Below are 18,175 nucleotides of genomic sequence, written 5' to 3'. Positions count from 1 at the left end.
GCGGATGGTTTCATCCGCGGTCATTACGACGATATGAGCGGCAGTCGCGAAGGAGGAGAAGCAGTCTATGGGCGTGAACGAGGCAGCAATGAATACGGAAGCTAAGGAAGAGCTGCTTGAGAAGGATCGCAAATATTTATGGCATCATATTTCTCCACATAATGAGAATCCGATGGTAATCGTATCGGGAGAAGGCAGCTGGATTACCGATATGGACGGCAATCGTTATTTGGACGGGATGTCCGGCCTATGGTGCGTCAATGTTGGCCACGGACGAGCGGAAATTGCCGACGCGGCTGCCGAGCAGATGAAGAAGATCGCCTATTCGACACTTATTCAATCGCATGTTCCTGCAATAGAGCTTGCTGCGAAGCTAAATGAATGGCTGGAGGGAGAATACCGCATTTTCTTCTCCAACTCGGGATCGGACGCGAACGAGGTTGCTTTCAAAATCGGACGCCAATATCACCATCAGCGTGGGAAACCGGCTAAGCATAAGTTTATTTCGCGCCATCGCGCCTATCACGGCAACTCCATGGGTGCTCTGGGCGCAACGGGTCAAGCGCAGCGCAAGCTGAAGTACGAGCCGCTTGGGGTTGGCTTCACTCATGTTCCGCCCCCTTACTGCTATCGTTGTCCCTTTGGCCAAACGAAGGGGGCCTGCGAGACGCAGTGCGCCAAAGCCTACGAGGATGCGATCATTTGGGAGGGGCCGGATTCGGTTGCAGGCATTATCGTCGAGCCGGTTATTACGGGCGGCGGAATGATCGTGCCGCCAGACGATTATCTAGCAAAGCTTCGGGCAATTTGCGATAAGCATGATGTGCTGCTTATCGTTGACGAGGTCATATGCGGCTTTGGCCGTTCGGGCGAGAAGTTTGGGCATCTCAACTTCGGCGTACGACCGGATATCGTGACGATGGCAAAAGGGATGACAAGCGCTTACTCCCCTCTATCAGCTACGGCCGTATCGGCTGAAATGTATGAGAGCTTCAAGGAAAGCGGGCCGGATAGCCATTTCCGGCATGTGAACACCTTCGGCGGCAACCCCGTTTCCTGCGCGGTAGCGCTGAAAAACATTGAAATTTTAGAGCGGGAAAACCTCGTGAGCCGCTCTGCTTATATCGGCAAAGATCTGCTAAGCCGGATAAAGCCGCTAAAGGCGCATCCGAATGTAGGTGAAATAAGAATATTTGGCTCGGCGATCGGCATTGAGCTGGTAGAGGATAAACAGACGAAGGAGCCTGCTTCAGCTGCAAGAGTGGCCTCTATTTTAGCGGGGTGCAAGCAACGAGGGCTTCTTATCAGCAAAAATGGCGATACGGTACCGGGCTTTATGAATATTTTGACGATTAGTCCGCCTTTATCGACGACGGATGATGAAGTCGTATTTATTGCCGATACGCTGCTGGATGTTTTCGGAAGCTGAGAGAGGAGGGGAAGGCATGAAGGAGACGACGATAGCAGCCATTAATTCCAAGAGGCTGCACGAGCGCATTTCTGAGCTGGCGCAAATCGGGAAAATCGGAGACACGGGCGTATGCCGCTTAGCGCTATCGAAGGAAGACCTAGCCGGCGTAGAGCTGGTGCGAAGCTGGATGATCGAAGCGGGAATGGAGACGCGCATCGATCCGTTCGGCAATTTAATAGGCGTGCTGACAGGCGCTGATTCCGCTGCGCCGGTCTTAATGCTTGGCTCTCATGTTGATTCGCAGCCGTATGGCGGAAGGTATGACGGCGTTATTGGGGTGTTAGGCGCAATCGAAGCCGTTCAGACGATGGTTGAATCGGGCTTCCGGCCAGCCTCCAATATCGAGGTTGTCGCTTTCTGCGATGAAGAGGGCTGCAGGTTCAATAAAGGGTTATTCGGCGTCCGCGGCATGACAGGGAAGCTTGAGGAAGGCGAACTCGATCGTATGGACAAGAACGGGATGACCCGCAGGGAAGCGCTGCTGGCGTTTGGATGCGATCCTGCCGAGTTTGAAGGTTATACGTTCCAAGAAGGCCGAATTGGCGCGTTTTTGGAGCTGCATATTGAGCAAGGCCCGGTGCTCGAAGCGCAAGGTGAACCAATCGGCATCGTTAGCGGCATATCGGGTCCCGTCTGGTGGACGGTGGAGATGACGGGTTTTGCAGGGCATGCAGGCTCCGTACCGATGCCGATGCGCCAAGATGCGCTGGTCGGCTGCGCGAAGGTCATCGTTGGTCTCAATGAGCTGGCGTCCGAGGAGTATGGCGCACCGACGGTCGGGACGGTTGGCTCTCTTACGGTCTTTCCGGATTCACGGAACATTATTCCGGAGAAGGTGAGCTTCACGGTTGACTTTCGGGATATCGATCTCGCTAGAAGAAACGCGCTTGAGGAAAAGCTGCTTGCGCTCATAAACGCTGCTTGCCTCGACCATGGCTTAACGTACACGATTCGCGAGGATACGAGGAGCGATCCGCGTTATTGCGCGAGCGGGCTGAGAGCGCTTATGCGGGAGCAGGCGTCGGGGATGGGGCTTGCGCCGCCGGAGCTGATGAGCGGCCCGTTCCACGATTCGCTGACGATGTCGTATGTGTGCGATTACGGCATGATTTTTGTTCGGTGCAAGGATGGGATCAGCCACAATCCGAAGGAGTACTCGTCACCGGAGGACATTGAGCTTGGCGTGGAGCTCCTTTACCGGACAGCTAGGCAAATGAGCTTGCAGGAAGGGGAAGATGGAAGTTGACCATCGTTAAGGTTGGACTCATACAAGCATCAAATGATCTGCATGGCGATGAGCCGGTAGAAGCCCACAAGCGCTTGGCGATCGAGAAGCATATGGGACTCATTCGCGAGGCGGCGGCGAAGGGAGCTCAAATGATTTCGCTGCAGGAAATTTTCTACGGGCCGTATTTCTGCTCCGAGCAGAAGACGAAGTGGTATGCAGCTGCGGAGGAAGTGCCGAACGGACCGACAACCAGGTTGTTTCAAGAGCTGGCGAAGGAGCTTGGCATCGTCATCGTTCTTCCTGTTTACGAGCGGGAAGGAATAGCCGCTTACTACAATACGGCGGCTGTTATTGATGCGGACGGCGCTTATCTAGGCAAGTACCGCAAGCATCATATCCCGCATGTAGCGGCGGGCGAGGGCACGAGCGGCTTTTGGGAGAAATATTATTTTAAGCCGGGCAACAGGGGGTATCCCGTCTTCGATACGGCTTTTGCCAAGGTTGGCGTATACATTTGTTATGATCGGCACTTCCCGGAAGGCGCGCGTGCGCTTGGCCTAAACGGAGCTGAAATCGTCTTTAACCCTTCCGCGACGGTCGCCGGCACGTCGGAGCATTTGTGGAAGCTGGAGCAGCCGGCGCATGCGGTAGCTAACGGTTATTACGTAGCAGCGATCAACCGGGTCGGAAAGGAAGCGCCATGGAACATGGGCGAGTTCTACGGACAATCGTATTTGGTCGATCCGCGCGGATCTATTGTGGCCATCGGCAGCAGGGACCAAGACGAGGTCATCATTGGCGAGATGAATAAGGAGCTCATTCGCGAGGTTAGGGACGCATGGCAGTTTTACCGCGACCGCAGGCCGGAGACGTATGACAGTATCGTGAGCTTATAAGGAGGGAACGGACATGAGCATGGCGGTCAATGCGGCGTTTATTCCCGTTGATTCGCTGCGGCGCAATTTTGCCGAGGCGAAGGCGGGGATGAGGCCTAAGGAAGCGATAGAGGAATCAAATCGATGTTTGTATTGTTATGATGCTCCATGCATTAAAGCTTGCCCGACCGGCATCAACATTCCATCTTTCATTAAAAAAATTGCATCCGGCAATATGAAAGGATCGGCGCGCGCCATTATGGATGCGAATCCGGTTGGTGCTACGTGCTCAAGAGTTTGCCCGACGGAGGAGCTGTGCGAAGGCGCTTGCGTGCTGAACCACTCGTCGAAGCCGATTATGATCGGGAGCTTGCAGCGTTATGCGACGGATTGGGCGATCAAGAACGATCAGAATTTATTCGCTGCCGGTCAAAGCAACGGAAAGTCCGTCGCGATAATCGGCGGCGGTCCGGCAGGGCTGTCCGCAGCGCGCGAGCTTGCGAGATTCGGCTTTGCCGTCACGATATTCGAGGCGAAGGAGCAGGCGGGCGGACTTGATACGTACGGCATCGTTTCGTTCCGTTTGCCGCAGAGCATCTCGGTTTGGGAAGTCGAGCAGGTGAGAAAGCTTGGCGTGGACATCCGGACAAACACGAAGGTTGGCGTCGATATCCAAGCGGAAGAGCTGCTTGAGCAGTATGACGCGGTCGTGCTGGCGATCGGCATGTCCAAGGTTCCGGATCTCGGTATCGAGGGCGAGCAGCTAACAGGCGTATATGATGCAATCGATTTTGTGGAAGCGACCAAAACGGAGCTTTCGACTGATTTTATCGGCAAGCGCATTGCCGTTATCGGCGCGGGCAACACCGCTATTGACGCCGCGACATGCTCGGTGAGACTCGGAGCGGCGAATGTGAAGATGGTTTACCGGAGGACGAGAGAGGAAATGACCGCTTACGATTTTGAATTCGAGTTCGCCAAGCAGGAAGGCGTGGAATTCGTATGGCTGAGCGCGCCGAGCAAAATAATCGGCGATGCGGACGGCAGCGTCAAAGCGCTCGAATGCGTGGAGATGAGGCTTGAAGCAGCGGGTGACGGCGGGCGAAGGAAACCGGTTCCCGTAGAAGGCTCCACCTTCCTGCTTGAGGTTGATGCCGTTATCAAGGCGATCGGCCAGACGCGGTATAAACCACTAATCGAGCAGCTTGGCATCCAGAATAAGCGCGGCATCGTGACGGTGAATACCGAGACGTACCAAACGTCCAATCCCCGCATCTATGCGGCCGGAGACGTTATTTTTGGCGAGGGGCAGGGCGAAGCGATGGTCGTATCCGCTGCGCAGCAAGGCAAGCTGGCCGCCTATTCCATTTACAATACGCTAAGTGCGGGGAGGGGACGTTATGGCTGATTTAAGCATCCAACTGGCAGGAATATCTTCGCCAAATCCATTCTGGCTTGCATCCGCGCCGCCAACGAATACCGGCTACCAGGTGCAGCGGGCATTTGAAGCGGGATGGGGCGGAGCGGTGTGGAAGACGCTTGGCGATCCGATCATCAATACGTCATCCCGGTTTGCTGCGGTTCATTTTAACGGCCAGCGCGTGGCGGGGTTCAACAATATCGAGCTGATCTCCGATCGGCCGCTTGAAATCAACTTGAAGGAAATATACGAAACGAAAAAAAAGTTTCCCGGGCATGCCGTCGTCGTCTCGTTAATGGTTGAACCCAAACGCGGGAAATGGCATGAAATTGTGAAAAGAGTGGAGGATATCGGCGTTGACGGGCTGGAGCTGAACTTCGGTTGTCCGCACGGCATGGCCGAGCGCGGGATGGGCGCGGCCTCCGGACAGCAGCCCGATCTGGTAGAAATGCAGACGATGTGGGTGAAGGAGGCTGCGCGTACGCCGGTCATCGTCAAGCTTACGCCGAATATTACCGACATAACGGCCACTGCCAAAGCCGCCGTTCGCGGAGGAGCGGATGCGATATCGCTAATTAATACGATAAACTCGCTAGCCGGCGTAGATATCGATACGTGGAATACGATTCCGCATGTTGGCGGGAAGGGAGCGCATGGAGGCTACTGCGGCCCTGCTGTAAAGCCAATCGCGCTTAACATGGTTGCCGAATGCGCGCGCAATCCGTTAGTCGGCGTTCCCATCTCCGGGATCGGCGGCATATCGAACTGGCGCGATGCGGTTGAGTTTTTGCTCATGGGCTCCACTGGAGTCCAAGTGTGTACAGCAGCCATGCATCATGGCTTCAGCATAGTGGAGGATATGATCGACGGCTTGAACAATTATTTGGATGATAAGGGACTGAAATCCGTGAACGAGCTGATCGGGAAATCGGTCGAGCGTTACTCCGACTGGGGCAATCTCGACCTGAATTATGCGGTTGTTGCGAGAATCGAGCAGGAGACATGCATTGTGTGCAACAAATGCCATATCGCTTGCGAGGATACCTCTCATCAGTGCATCGAACGTCACACGGACGAAAATGGCGCGGCATACCTCAAAGTCCGCGAGGAGGATTGCGTAGGCTGCAACCTATGTTCGATCGTGTGTCCGGTGGATGGCGCGATTTCGATGATTGAGGTTCCCGCCACGGAGATGCCGCTTAGCTGGAATCAGCGGCAAGCGGCAATCGCGGCACTCGGGGAAGGCAAGGAAGCTGGCGATACCGATAAGAAGGAGGCGGTGTAGGATGACGGCGAAGCTCATTAAAAACGGAACGATCGTTACGGCGGCAGATACGTATACGGCCGATGTGCTGATTAAGGAAGGCGTTATTGCCAAAATCGGATTTGACTTAACTGCCGAGGTGGACGAAATTATCGATGCAACAGGTAAGTACGTGTTTCCCGGCGGGATTGATCCGCATACCCATCTCGATATGCCGTTCGGCGGAACGGTGACGGCGGATGATTTTGCAACCGGAACCAAGGCGGCAGCTTTCGGGGGAACGACGACGATCATCGATTTTTGCTTAACGGCGAAAGGCAAACCGCTTAGCGAATCGATTGATGGCTGGCATAAAAAAGCGGACGGAAAAGCGGTTATCGACTACGGCTTTCATCTGATGATCGGGGAAATCAACGACGAGGTGCTTGCCGAGCTTCCGGTGATCGTCAAAGAAGAGGGCATTACGTCCTTGAAGGTCTTTATGGCGTACAAAAACGTATTTCAAGCGGATGACGGCACGTTGTTTCGGACGCTGCTCGCGGCAAAAGAGCTTGGAGCGATGGTCATGGTCCATGCCGAAAATGGCGACGTCATCGATTTCCTCATTCATAAAGCGCTCGCGGAAGGAAACACCGACCCGATTTATCACGCGCTGACAAGGCCTTCTATTATTGAAGGGGAAGCGACAGGGCGTGCGGCGAAGCTTGCTTCTCTAGCAGGCGCCAGGCTGTACGTAGTGCATGTAACCTGCGCGGAAGCTGTGCAGCAAATTGCAGAAGCGCGAAATCAAGGCGTCGATATTTGGGGCGAGACTTGTCCGCAATATTTGGTGCTCGATCAGTCTTATTTGGAGCAGCCGGATTTTGAAGGGGCGAAATACGTGTGGTCGCCGCCGCTGCGTGAAGCGTTCCATCAGGAGGTGCTGTGGAATGCGCTGAAGAGCGGCCAGCTGCAAACGCTGGGCTCGGATCATTGCTCCTTTAATTTTGACGGGCAGAAGGACCTTGGTCTTGGCGATTTTAGCAAAATCCCAAATGGCGGTCCCGTCATTGAGGATCGGTTTTCGCTTTTTTACTCGGAAGGCGTTCACAAAGGGCGAATAACGCTTCATGAATTTGTGGATATCGTATCGACGCGCAATGCGAAGCTGTTCGGCCTCTTCCCGCAAAAGGGGACGATTGCCGTGGGCAGCGACGCGGATATCGTCATCTTTGATCCATTGGCAGAGCGTACGCTCTCAGCAAAGACGCATCATATGAACGTTGACTATAATCCGTTTGAAGGGATACAGGTGACGGGCGAGCCGATAAGCGTACTGTCGCGCGGCGAATTTGTTATTCAAGAGCGGCAGTTTGTCGGTTCGTTCGGAGCGGGGCGCTACTTGAAGCGCAAGCCGTATGCTGCGGCAGTCCCGTCTGCGCCCGCATCCAAGCAAGAGGTGAAGCAATAACGTTGAAGGGGGGAGAGTGGCATGTGCGCTTATGAGCAATATGCAGAAGAAAAAAGAAAAATCGATGCGTATATCAGCCAGCAATATGTCATTACGGGCGTTAGCGAAGGATTAAGCGGCGACACGCTGGAGCTTAAGCATCCAGGCGGAGACGCAGCGACGCTGCTCGTTATGACGGCGGATGCCCGGAAGTATTTTGTCAATCTGCTCCTTAAGCAGTCTCTAGGCAGCTAAATGATCGGACCATGCACATATTCATAAGCCCGGAGCGCCAGCTCGATCGTCAGCCTTTTTTTCGGCTCCATGAAATCATCCCCAAGGAGCGCAGCGAGCTTGTCCAGTCTATGGTAGAGCGTCTGCCTGGCGATGAACAACGCCTTCGCCGTCTCCTGCTTGGAGCCGGATAACCTCAAATAAACGTTTAACGTTTGCAGAAGATGGCCGTTCTTCTCTTGATCGCTGGCAACTACTGGGCCGATATATTCTTCCATTAAAGCGGGAAGGGCATCTGCTTTTTTGAGCGTATAAATAATTTTGTGCAGATGCAAATCGCCGTAGAAAGGAGACGGAAGCGGTCCGATATCCTTTTGAATCGCAAGCGTTTCCTTAGCGGTCTCGTAGCTTTCCTGCACATTCGTTAATTGCTTAATATAGCTGCCGATCCCGATATGCGACGAGAAGAAGGCCGCTTCCTGATGCTGCTCCGTCTTCTGAAGCCGATGAATGGCGCGCAGGAGGCGCTCCTTGAATTGAATAGCGCTGAGCTGGTCAAGCACGATAAATACGATATGGTCATGCAGCAGCAGCGGGAGAAGCAGCAATCCTTCACCTTCAAAAATAGCACGAGCGACCATGTTTTTCTGAATGAGCAGATTGCCGTCATCCTTGTCGGCCAGCTGTTTGGACACATCGCTGAAATCAAATAAAATAACCGTTACCCCGGTTAGCTTGGCGACTGGCTTAAGCGAGCGGATGTAGTCTTGCACATCATTTGCTGAATGCTTGCCGCTCAGCCAGTCCACCGACCAGAGATCCTCCTTATGGCGGCGGCGCTCCTCCATGTGCTTGGTGCGCATCATTTCCTGGGCAATGGCCGTCGCGGCGCGGTCTAAAGCCAATATTTGAAATTCGCTCAGCTCCAGCTTGCTTTGCAGCAGCAAATCGGCGAATAGGTGGTCGAGCGCCAGTATCGGACGATGGGCGATGATTCGTTTCTGCTGCGGCTCGGCGAACATTTTGCCGTAAATCCATTGCTCATAGAAGCTATCGGCCTTGGCTCTTGGCATATGAGGGACAAAGTGCGGTTCGGCGCCTAGCGGGAAGAACGCTACCTGGGCACCAGTCGTTTGATGGAGCAGCCGAAGAAGAGACATCATGCCCTTGCCGGAGAGCAGCAATTGGTTAAGCTCGGTAGACAATGTCTCCAGCTCAGATACCATGCGATGATGCTGATGAATGAAGTAGGCGTGAAGATCCTGCGTAATATCGATATAACGGACCTCTTCGTGGAAAAAAATGAGGGGAAAGCTCTCGCGCTTCGCGAGCGCCTTCATCTTATCAAACGGCTGCTTGGCATATTGGCCAAGCTCAATGCATAGACCCGAAGCGCCGCTGTCGATCAGCTGCTGCAGAAATAGCAGGCTGAGCGCCTCGTCATCGTGCCAGCCGATACCGGTGCATAGAATAAGCTCATGGCCGTTTAATAGATGGCCGACTTGGGTTACTTCCATAATATGAACCCATTTCACGATGCGGTTCAGCGCTTCCTCGCTGGCGATGGCTTCCGCTTTATGAAACAGGGGACGCTCCAAAATTTCCTTTACCGTTAGCTGCAGCACCGTCTTCACCATAGGCAGTCACCGTCCGTCTCGGATTTGTAACGCTTTTAGATGATTATACAAGATTAATAAAATGAGTGAGCGGAAAATTTGTGCATACAGGAGCTGAAGGAAATGGCCATCGATCCCGCAACATGGCAGGAGACGCTCAAATTACGGAATCTAATTAATGGTGTATGGGTAGAGTCGGCGAGCGAGCAAGCGGATAAAGTGTTAAATCCGGCAACCGGCGCCGTTATCGCCTATGTGCCGCTGTCTGTTGAAGCGGATGTTGCGGCTGCCGTGCTTGCTGCCGAGCAGGCTTTTCCGGCTTGGAGCAAAACGCCGGTTCCGCGCAGGGCAAGGGTGCTGTTCCGCTATTGGCAGCTGCTGCAGGAGCATGCGGGGGAGCTTGCCGAAACCATTACGAGCGAAAACGGCAAAAGCTATAAGGAAGCATTCGGCGAAGTGCAGCGCGGCATCGAAAACGTTGAGTTTGCGGCTGGCGCGCCGACGCATATGATGGGCGCAACTCTTGCTAATATCGCGACCGATCTTGATTCGGAGCTGTTTCGTGTGCCGCTTGGCGTTGTAGGCGGCATTACCCCGTTTAACTTTCCGATGATGGTGCCTTGCTGGATGTTTCCGCTAGCTATTGCGCTTGGCAACACCTTTGTGCTGAAGCCGTCCGAGCGAACGCCGCTTACCGCGAACAAGCTGGCGCAGCTTTTTCAGGAGGCGGGATTGCCGGAAGGCGTGCTTAATGTGGTCCATGGCGGAAGCGACGTTGTAAATGGATTAACAGGCAGCGCCGGCGTCAAAGCGATATCGTTCGTCGGCTCGCAGCCCGTTGCGAAATATGTGTATGAACGGGCATCGGCTAACGGCAAAAGAGTTCAAGCGCTTGCCGGCGCCAAAAACATGCATATCGTGATGCCGGATGCCCACATCGATAAGACGGTAGAAAATATTGTTGCCTCTTCCTTCGGCAGTGCAGGGGAGCGCTGCATGGCCTGCTCCGCGGTAGTCGTTGTCGGAGACGGCGATGTTTTTATGCTGGCGCTGCAAGCTGCTGCAGAATCGATGGTCATCGGCTCCGGCATGCGGGATGAAGTCAGTTTGACGCCGGTTATTAGAGACGAGCATCGTACGCGGATTGAGACTTATATGGACAGCGGGTCGGCAGAAGGCGCTGCGCTGCTGCTGGACGGCAGGCTTGCGGCGGAGCGTGGCGGAGACGGTTACTTTCTTGGGCCGACGATATTTGATCAGGTTAAGCCGGAAATGAAAATTGCGAGGGAGGAAATATTCGGCCCTGTGCTGTCCGTGCTTCGCGCTGCTGATTTGGATGAGGCGTTAGCGATAGTAAACAGCTCGAGATTCGGCAATTCAGCAGTCATCTATACGGAAAATGCGAAGGCAGTGCGCCAGTTCCGCGAGGAAGCGGAGGCAGGCATGCTTGGGGTGAATGTGGGCGTGCCCGCGCCGATGGCTTTTTTTCCATTTTCGGGCTGGAAGGATTCTTTCTATGGGGACCTGCATGCGAATGGAAGGGATGGCGTTGAATTTTATACGAAGAAAAAAATGATAACATCCCGATATTTTTAGCTGATAACAAGGAGGCGTACCATGATGGAGATCGGCGTTCCAAAGGAATTGAAAAGCCAAGAAAACCGTATCGCCATTACACCGGGCGGTGTCCATGAGCTTATGCGCAGCGGGCATAAGGTGTATGTGGAATGCGGAGCGGGTATCGGCTCAGGCATAGCTGACGAGCAGTTCGAAGCTGCCGGAGCGGTTGTCGTGCCATATGCAGAGGATGCATGGAGCAAGCAGCTGGTGCTCAAGGTGAAGGAGCCGCTGAAAGAGGAGTATCGTTATTTTCATGAAAAGCTGCATTTGTTTACGTATCTGCATCTAGCAGCCGAGCCGGAGCTGACGGAGGCGCTTATTAGCCAAAAGGTGACGGCGATTGCCTATGAGACGGTGCAGCTAGCTGGCGGACAGCTGCCCCTGCTGACGCCAATGAGCGATATTGCAGGAAGAATGGCGGCGCAGCTCGGCGCTCAGTTTCTGGAGAAGACGCATGGCGGCAAGGGGCTGCTGCTCGGCGGCGTGCCCGGCGTCCGTAAAGGGCGTGTAGCCATTATTGGTGGCGGCGTTGTCGGAACGGGGGCGGCTCAAATCGCGATTGGTCTTGGTGCGGACGTGACTATTCTCGATACGGATGCCGGCAGGCTTAGGTATTTAGAGGAAAGGTTCGGAGGCAGGGTGCATACGCTCGCTTCGACGAAGCTGCAGCTAGCCGAAGCCGTTGCAAGCTCGGATCTGGTCATTGGAGCGGTACTCATTCCAGGCGCGCGAGCGCCAAAGCTCGTTGCGGAAGACGCGGTTAAGGCAATGGGCAGCGGCTCGGTCATTCTCGATGTAGCGATCGACCAAGGCGGCATATTCGAGACGATCGACCGGATTACGACGCATGCGGCGCCGGTATTCGAGAAGCATGGCGTCTTGCATTATGCTGTGGCCAATATGCCTGGAGCGGTGCCGGAAACAGCAACTGCGGCGCTTACGAACGCAACGGTGCCCTATGTGCTTGCGCTTGCGAACCTTGGCGTCAAGGAGGCTGCGATTGCCTACCCCGCGCTGCAGAGCGGCATTAATACGCTGTCTGGCTGCGTGACGCACGCCGCCGTCGCCAAAGCGCATGGCATGAGGCATACGGAGCTGAACGAATGCTTGCAGTCGATCTCTGCGTAACAACAGTGTCCCCTTCGCAGCTGTGCTTGCAGCCGTAAAGGGGACACTGTCTTTTGCTTTGGGGATGGAGGGTTGGAAACTTGGTCCCTGTGCTTGTTTATTTAGAAACCGGCTCGCGCTACAAAACTTGATTCACGCGCTTTAGCCTGCGGAAGAGCACCAGAGAGGTTGCAGCGCAGAGCAGAGCGCAAAGCGCAATAAACAGATAGCCGGCTTGCAGCCCCGCGACGAGACTTGCTTGCGTATCTCCGCTTCCTGCAAACAGCCGCTTCGTCCAATCCGTAATGGCGCCAATTAGCAGATTGCCGATTACGCTGGCAATGCCCATTAAGGTTACCGTAAACGTAATGGCGGTGTCGGCATTTTTGGGATAACGTTTGGCGAGCAGCGCCATCACGGTCGGATAGATCGGGGCGATGCCTACCCCCGCTAATGCAAATAGAAACGCGCCAGGCTCTCCTATTACAATCGCGGCAACCGAGCATAGGCCGGAAAATGCAGATAGCAGGATAAGCGACTTTGTATAGCCGATCTTGTCGGTGACGGGACCAAGAACAAGACGCGCGAGCATGAAGCAGAAGAAAAAGGCAGACAGCATTTTGGCCGATGCATCGCCGCTCCAGCCATAGGCCTTCTCCAGAAAATTAACGAGCCAGCCGCCAACGGCGAGCTCCGATACGACTCCGAAAGAAAGAACGGCCACGATAAGCCACGCCACTTTGTCACGCGAAAATTCCTTTAGTGAGATTCGTTCCTCGTGCTTCTCTTCATCGTTTGTATACTTGGCGAACAGTCCGGGCAGCATCGGCAATATCGATAGCGCCAGCATAAGCATATACATGCCGCGCCAGCCAAGCGCTGAGCCGAATACGTCCACACCCATTAAAGATGCAGCGATGATAGGCGCGAAGGTGGAGCTTAGCCCGTAGAAAAAATGCGCGAGATTCATCATCGTGCCCGTATTTTTGATAAAGATTCGAGCTGCCAGTATGGCGAGAGCGATTTCCAGTATCCCATTGCCGACATACATGAGGAAATAAGCGGACGATATGGAGGTATAGTTGGCTGCAAAATAGATGCAAACCCCCGATACCGCCATAGAGCCAAAGGCGAGTGCGAGCGTTAGCTTCATGCCTGCCTTGCGGGTGAGCCAGCCTGTGAAGCTGCATGCAAGCAAATAGCCAAGCGAGTTAAAGGCAAGCAGTATGCCGACTTGCAGCTCGTCAAGCTTTAGATCAGCCTGCATTCTTGGGAGAGCGGGCCCTTTAATGTTTTCTGAAAAACCAAAGATGAGAAAACCGCCAAAAACGACGATTAGCAGCAGGATGTAGTTTTTGGATAAAGTGGCAGTTAGGCGAGACACGATTTGTTGACCCCCAAAATAGTGACTATAATGATAGAAGCGTTTAATAGGCAAAGACGGAAATATGCTAGAGACGTGTTTAACTTTAACGCCATTTAATGGGAAGCGCAAGGCGAAAGTCAAGCTGCATGAAGCAAACGATGCGCTGTGCCGATTCGAATGGTAATATAAATGATAGAATGATAGGCTGGCTTTTGATGAGCTAGGAAGGGATGTTTGGGTTATATGAAACTATTTCATACCGCGGACTGGCATTTAGGCAAGCTTGTTCAAGGCGTATATATGACGGAAGACCAGCGTTATGTGCTGGAGCAGCTGCTGCAAGCCATTGAAGATGAAAGACCGGATGCTGTCATCATTGCAGGGGATCTGTATGACCGCGCCGTGCCGCCGACAGAAGCGGTTGAGCTGCTCGACGAGCTGCTCGCGCGTATTGTCATTGATCTGGATACGCCGGTGCTAGCGATATCAGGCAACCATGACAGCCCTGACCGCATTAATTTTGGCACAAAATTAATGGAGAAGAGAGGCCTCCATCTTGTCGGTCAGTTGAAGCAGGAGTTTAAGCCTGTCGTGCTGCAAGATCCATATGGAGAAGTCCATTTCCATCTTGTTCCGTACGTCGATCCGGCGCAGGCCCGCTACCAGCTTGGCGATGATGCGATACGCTCCCATGATGATGCGATGCGCGTTATTACGTCGAAGCTTGCAGCTGGAATGGACCCAGCAGCAAGGCATGTGTTCGTCGGGCATGCGTTCGTAACTGCGACAGGGGAGCCGGAGCTCAATACGAGCGATTCTGAGCGGCCTTTATCGGTGGGCGGAGCCGAGCATGTGAGCGCAGCTTATTTTGAAAGGTTTCATTATACGGCGCTCGGACATTTGCATCAGGCACATTTTGTGAAAGACAATACGATAAGATATGCCGGCTCGCCGCTCAAATATTCGATTTCAGAGGAAAATCATGTAAAGGGTTATCTTGTGGTCGAACTGAATGAGGCTGGCGAAGCAGTCGTTGAGAAGAGAGAGCTTAAGCCGCTGCGCAACATGCGCCGGGTAGCTGCTTCAATAGAAGAGATCGAGAAGCATCCAATCAACGAGGATTATGTGTTCGTAACGCTGCTTAATGACAATCCCGTTCTCTTTCCGATGGAGAAGGTGCGGGCGGTTTATCCGAATGCGCTTCATGTCGACCGCCGTCCGGCGCTCAGCTTAAGCATGGACGGTACAGTCGAAGCGGGCGGCGGCAGAGGAAGGCGCGAGGCTGATCCGATTGAGCTATTTGCCTCATTTTATCAGGAGGTCAAGGGACAACCGCTATCTGAGGCCAAAAGAGCGTTGTTTGCAGAAACGTACGCAGAGCTGCTGCGCGAGGAAGGAGGGGCATTATGAGGCCGATTAAGCTGACCATGACTGCTTTCGGGTCCTATCGCGATACGGAAACGATCGATTTCAGCCTGCTGGAGGATCGCCGCTTGTTCGTTATTTCAGGGAATACCGGAGCGGGGAAAACATCGATTTTTGATGCGATTTGCTTCGCTTTTTATGGCACGGCAAGCGGCGAGGACCGTTCGGACCCACGTATGCTGCGCAGCCATTTTGCAGCTGAGGACACGCATACATCCGTCGTTTTCGATTTTGCGGTAGGCATGAGAAGCTATTCGGTAACGAGGCAGATGCCCCATCGCAAAGGCGGCAACAAAAGCGAAACAGGCGGCAAAGCAGAGCTGTACGAAACGACTAGCGGCGAAGCGGTTCCGGCGGTGGATCGTTTTATCCTCTCCGACGTGAATGCGAAGCTGGAGCAAATTATCGGGCTAACGAAGGAGCAGTTCAGCCAAATCGTCATGCTGCCGCAGGGGGAATTTCGCAGGCTGCTTACTTCCGATACGGATAATAAGGAAGAGATTTTGCGGCGCATTTTTCGCACGGAGCTTTATGAACGGCTGGAGAACCGTTTTCAACAGAAAAACCGTAGTTTGCAGGACCTGCTCAAGGAAGCAAAAGCGACGATGAATGTTTATATGAAGCAAGTGCAGGAGGCGCTCCCGGAGCGGGCGGATAGCGAGCTATCCCGCGTATTGCAGCAGGAAGTGTACAGCCCTGCCCAGATGACGGAAGCGCTTGTGCATGAGTTCGACTTCTATAGCCAGCTTGCTGGACAGGCGGCGAATCAGAAGGAAGCGCTGGCGGTTCAACTAGAAGCGCAGGAGGCGCAGCTGCGGTCAGCCATTACGCTTAACAGCAAGCATGAGGAATATGATCGGAAACGGGCGCAGCAGGAGCTGCAGGAGGGACGGAAGGCTGAGTATGCGGCAAAGGAGCAGCAGCTTGCGCTAGCGGAGAAGGCAGCACATTTGACGCCTTATATGGAGCAGAGCGAGCGAGCTAGCGCGGATGCGATAAATAGGCGCAATCAACTGGCTGCAAGGCAAGCTGAGCTGCTGGCCGCTGAGCGCGAGCAAACGCTGGCTTCTGAGCGTTATGCAGCTGAGGAGCAGCGCGAGGAGGCGCGGCGGGAGTCCGAGCGTGAGCTGAGCAGATTGACGGAAATGGTGCCGATCGTGAAGACGCTGGCTGGCCAGCAGCAGGTGATCGATCGGCTGATCCAATCCGAGAAGAGCTGCGGCGATAAGCTGCAGGCTGGGGAGGCCGCGCTTGCTCAGCTTCGTGACGCGAAGCAAGCAGCGCTGGCAAAGATTAAACAAATAGAGCAAGAGACGGCTGAATTAAACGATATGCTGGACAAGCTGCGATTGATCGAGCAGCAAGGGAAGCAGCTCAAGCGTTTAGTGGATATTGAGAAGGAAATGTCCCGGATTGCCCAGCTTGAAACTGAGTTTGCCCAGTCGCTTGCCAAAGCAAAGCAGGAGCATGATCAGCTTGAGACCTCGTGGATCGAAGGACAAGCATCGCTGCTTGCTGCCCATTTGCATGACGGCAAGCCATGTCCGGTATGCGGCAGCGAGGAGCATCCTGCCAAAGCAGTCACAATCGCCGAAGTGCCGTCGCGGGAGCGTCTGCAGCAGGCGAAAGCCCAGCTAAGCGCTGTGGAACGCGAATGGCTGGCCGCGCGCGCGCAAATGGCGGCGGCACGCGCAACCCGAGAGGAAGGCTCCAAAGAGCTGGCTGAATTTGGTCTTCAAGCTGTGAAGCTGGAGGAGCAAAGAGCGCAGTTGCTCCAGCAATGGCGAGTGCTGAAGGATCAAACGGATCAGCTATCCCTTCAGGCCAAGCAGCTTCCGGTTCTCAAGCAGCAGATGGAGCAGCAGGAGCAGCTTCTTGAAAAGCAGCAGCAAGCGAAGGAGCAGCTTCAGCAGGAACAGCAGCGGTTAATCATTGAAAGAACCTCGCAGCAATCCGCGATGAAGAAGGAGCTCGAGCGCATTCCGGATACGCTGCGCTCGCCGGATAAGCTGAATGTTAAGCTTAAGGAGCAGCAAGCAATCACAAGCCGTCTGCTTGCAGCATGGAAGTCTGTTCAGGAGCTGCTTCAAGCAACGTCAGCGAAGCTGGCCGAACAGAAGGCATACGCAGTTCAAGCCGAGCGTCAGCAGGAGGAAGCGGAGAGCAATAAGCTTCTTGCCGAGCAGAGGCTGCTCGAGGAACTTGCGAAAGCAGGTTTTGGAACAATTCAGCACTATCGTGAAGCGGCGTTGACTGAAAAGGCGAGAGAGCTGCTCCATAACGATATTTCGGCTTATCGCACGGCAGTTTCATTGTTAGCACAGCAGCTTGCCGAGCTGCAGGCCGAGCTAGCCGGCAAGCCAAGAGTCGATCTTGTTCAGCTAAAGGGGCAGCTGGATGGCTTGAAGCAGCAGCTGGAGCAAATGATTGCAGCCGCTCAAACCGCACTTCGTACCGCTCAGGCAGCTCAGCGCTTTTCGGTTTCAATTAACGGGGCAAATGAGCAGGTGAAGGGCCTTGAGGCTAAGCTTGAGGAAGTGTTGGACGTATTCCAAATGCTGAAGGGGGATAATGCGCTTAAAATATCGTTTGAGCGTTATATTCTAATCGAGTTTTTGGAGCAAATTTTGTTTGCCGCAAACGTGCGGCTTCGCGACCTATCGAATGGTCAGTTCTCCTTGCAAAGAAGCGACCGCCTTGAAAATCGAGGCAAGCAGAGCGGGCTTGGACTTGATGTCTACGACGCCTATACGGGGCAGAACCGTGATGTGAAGACGTTATCCGGCGGCGAGAAGTTTAATGCGTCGCTTTGCCTCGCGCTCGGAATGACAGATGTTATTCAGTCTCATCTCGGCGGAGTGACGATCGAAATGATGTTCATTGACGAGGGCTTCGGCTCGTTAGATGAGGAATCGCTGCAGAAGGCGATCGCGGCGCTCGTGGATCTTCAGAAGGCAGGCAGAATGATTGGCGTTATCTCGCATGTGCAGGAGCTGAAGGACGCATTCCCGGCTTGCCTTGAGGTTGTCAAAACGAGGGAAGGCTTCAGCCGCACAAAATTCACAGTGAAATAAACGGCAATAAAAAAGTCTGCTTCACGCGCTCGATTGAGGCGGAAGC

At 54.0% G+C, this 18,175-nt stretch carries 13 protein-coding genes; 11 read left to right on the top strand and 2 right to left on the bottom strand.

What is annotated here, in order from left to right; all coding sequences use genetic code 11:
• The first annotated feature begins 67 nt into the window (after window positions 1–67).
• The 7 genes from A7975_RS14485 to A7975_RS14455 are packed head-to-tail and all read left to right on the top strand — an operon-like array spanning window position 68 to window position 7,942.
• Entirely contained in the window at window positions 68–1,429 is a 1,362-nt protein-coding gene (locus tag A7975_RS14485; RefSeq protein ID WP_065385552.1) for an aspartate aminotransferase family protein, read from the top strand.
• Window positions 1,430–1,445: 16 nt separating this feature from the next.
• Complete coding sequence (locus A7975_RS14480; RefSeq protein WP_053377341.1) at window positions 1,446–2,717, top strand: M20 family metallo-hydrolase; 1,272 nt, start codon at window positions 1,446–1,448, stop codon at window positions 2,715–2,717.
• Window positions 2,714–3,595: a nitrilase-related carbon-nitrogen hydrolase gene (locus A7975_RS14475; RefSeq protein ID WP_065385551.1), complete on the top strand. Its 882-nt coding sequence runs from the start codon at window positions 2,714–2,716 to the stop codon at window positions 3,593–3,595. The genes A7975_RS14480 and A7975_RS14475 overlap by 4 nt, the downstream gene beginning before the upstream one ends.
• A gap of 19 nt (window positions 3,596–3,614) precedes the next feature.
• Window positions 3,615–4,982, top strand: coding sequence for an NAD(P)-dependent oxidoreductase (locus A7975_RS14470; RefSeq protein WP_065385907.1), 1,368 nt, complete (start codon window positions 3,615–3,617; stop codon window positions 4,980–4,982).
• Window positions 4,975–6,279, top strand: coding sequence for an NAD-dependent dihydropyrimidine dehydrogenase subunit PreA (preA, locus tag A7975_RS14465; RefSeq protein ID WP_065385550.1), 1,305 nt, complete (start codon window positions 4,975–4,977; stop codon window positions 6,277–6,279). Before A7975_RS14470 ends, preA begins: the two co-directional genes overlap by 8 nt.
• A 1-nt stretch (window position 6,280) precedes the next feature.
• Complete coding sequence (gene hydA / locus A7975_RS14460; protein WP_065385549.1) at window positions 6,281–7,708, top strand: dihydropyrimidinase; 1,428 nt, start codon at window positions 6,281–6,283, stop codon at window positions 7,706–7,708.
• 21 nt (window positions 7,709–7,729) lie between these two features.
• The gene (locus A7975_RS14455) at window positions 7,730–7,942 is read left to right on the top strand and encodes a hypothetical protein (RefSeq protein WP_065385548.1); all 213 of its coding nucleotides are present in this window, start codon (window positions 7,730–7,732) and stop codon (window positions 7,940–7,942) included.
• On the opposite strand, the gene A7975_RS14450 is transcribed toward A7975_RS14455, so the two are convergent.
• Window positions 7,939–9,558: a PucR family transcriptional regulator gene (locus A7975_RS14450; protein WP_065385547.1), complete on the bottom strand. Its 1,620-nt coding sequence runs from the start codon at window positions 9,556–9,558 to the stop codon at window positions 7,939–7,941. The genes A7975_RS14455 and A7975_RS14450 overlap by 4 nt on opposite strands.
• A gap of 102 nt (window positions 9,559–9,660) precedes the next feature.
• On the opposite strand from A7975_RS14450, the gene A7975_RS14445 reads away from it, so the two are divergent.
• Together A7975_RS14445 and ald are read left to right on the top strand one after the other, a co-directional pair.
• Entirely contained in the window at window positions 9,661–11,133 is a 1,473-nt protein-coding gene (locus A7975_RS14445) for a CoA-acylating methylmalonate-semialdehyde dehydrogenase (RefSeq protein WP_065385546.1), read from the top strand.
• A gap of 24 nt (window positions 11,134–11,157) precedes the next feature.
• Window positions 11,158–12,285 (top strand): alanine dehydrogenase, encoded by a 1,128-nt coding sequence (ald, locus tag A7975_RS14440; protein ID WP_065385545.1) that lies wholly within the window; start codon window positions 11,158–11,160, stop codon window positions 12,283–12,285.
• A 118-nt stretch (window positions 12,286–12,403) separates the two neighbouring features.
• Here the strand turns inward: ald and A7975_RS14435 are convergent, their stop codons facing one another.
• The gene (locus tag A7975_RS14435) at window positions 12,404–13,648 is read right to left on the bottom strand and encodes an MFS transporter (RefSeq protein WP_483295919.1); all 1,245 of its coding nucleotides are present in this window, start codon (window positions 13,646–13,648) and stop codon (window positions 12,404–12,406) included.
• Between the two features lie 225 nt (window positions 13,649–13,873).
• Between A7975_RS14435 and A7975_RS14430 the strand changes: the two genes are divergently transcribed.
• Window positions 13,874–15,040, top strand: a complete 1,167-nt coding sequence (locus A7975_RS14430) for an exonuclease SbcCD subunit D (protein ID WP_065385544.1) — start codon at window positions 13,874–13,876, stop codon at window positions 15,038–15,040.
• The gene (locus A7975_RS14425; RefSeq protein WP_065385543.1) at window positions 15,037–18,129 is read left to right on the top strand and encodes an AAA family ATPase; all 3,093 of its coding nucleotides are present in this window, start codon (window positions 15,037–15,039) and stop codon (window positions 18,127–18,129) included. Before A7975_RS14430 ends, A7975_RS14425 begins: the two co-directional genes overlap by 4 nt.
• The last annotated feature ends 46 nt before the right edge of the window (window positions 18,130–18,175 follow it).

Origin of the sequence: Bacillus sp. FJAT-26390 (assembly GCF_001682865.1) — a bacterium.
Taxonomy (GTDB): Bacteria; Bacillota; Bacilli; order Paenibacillales; family Paenibacillaceae; genus Pristimantibacillus.
This window is presented reverse-complemented; position numbering and strand designations above follow the sequence as displayed.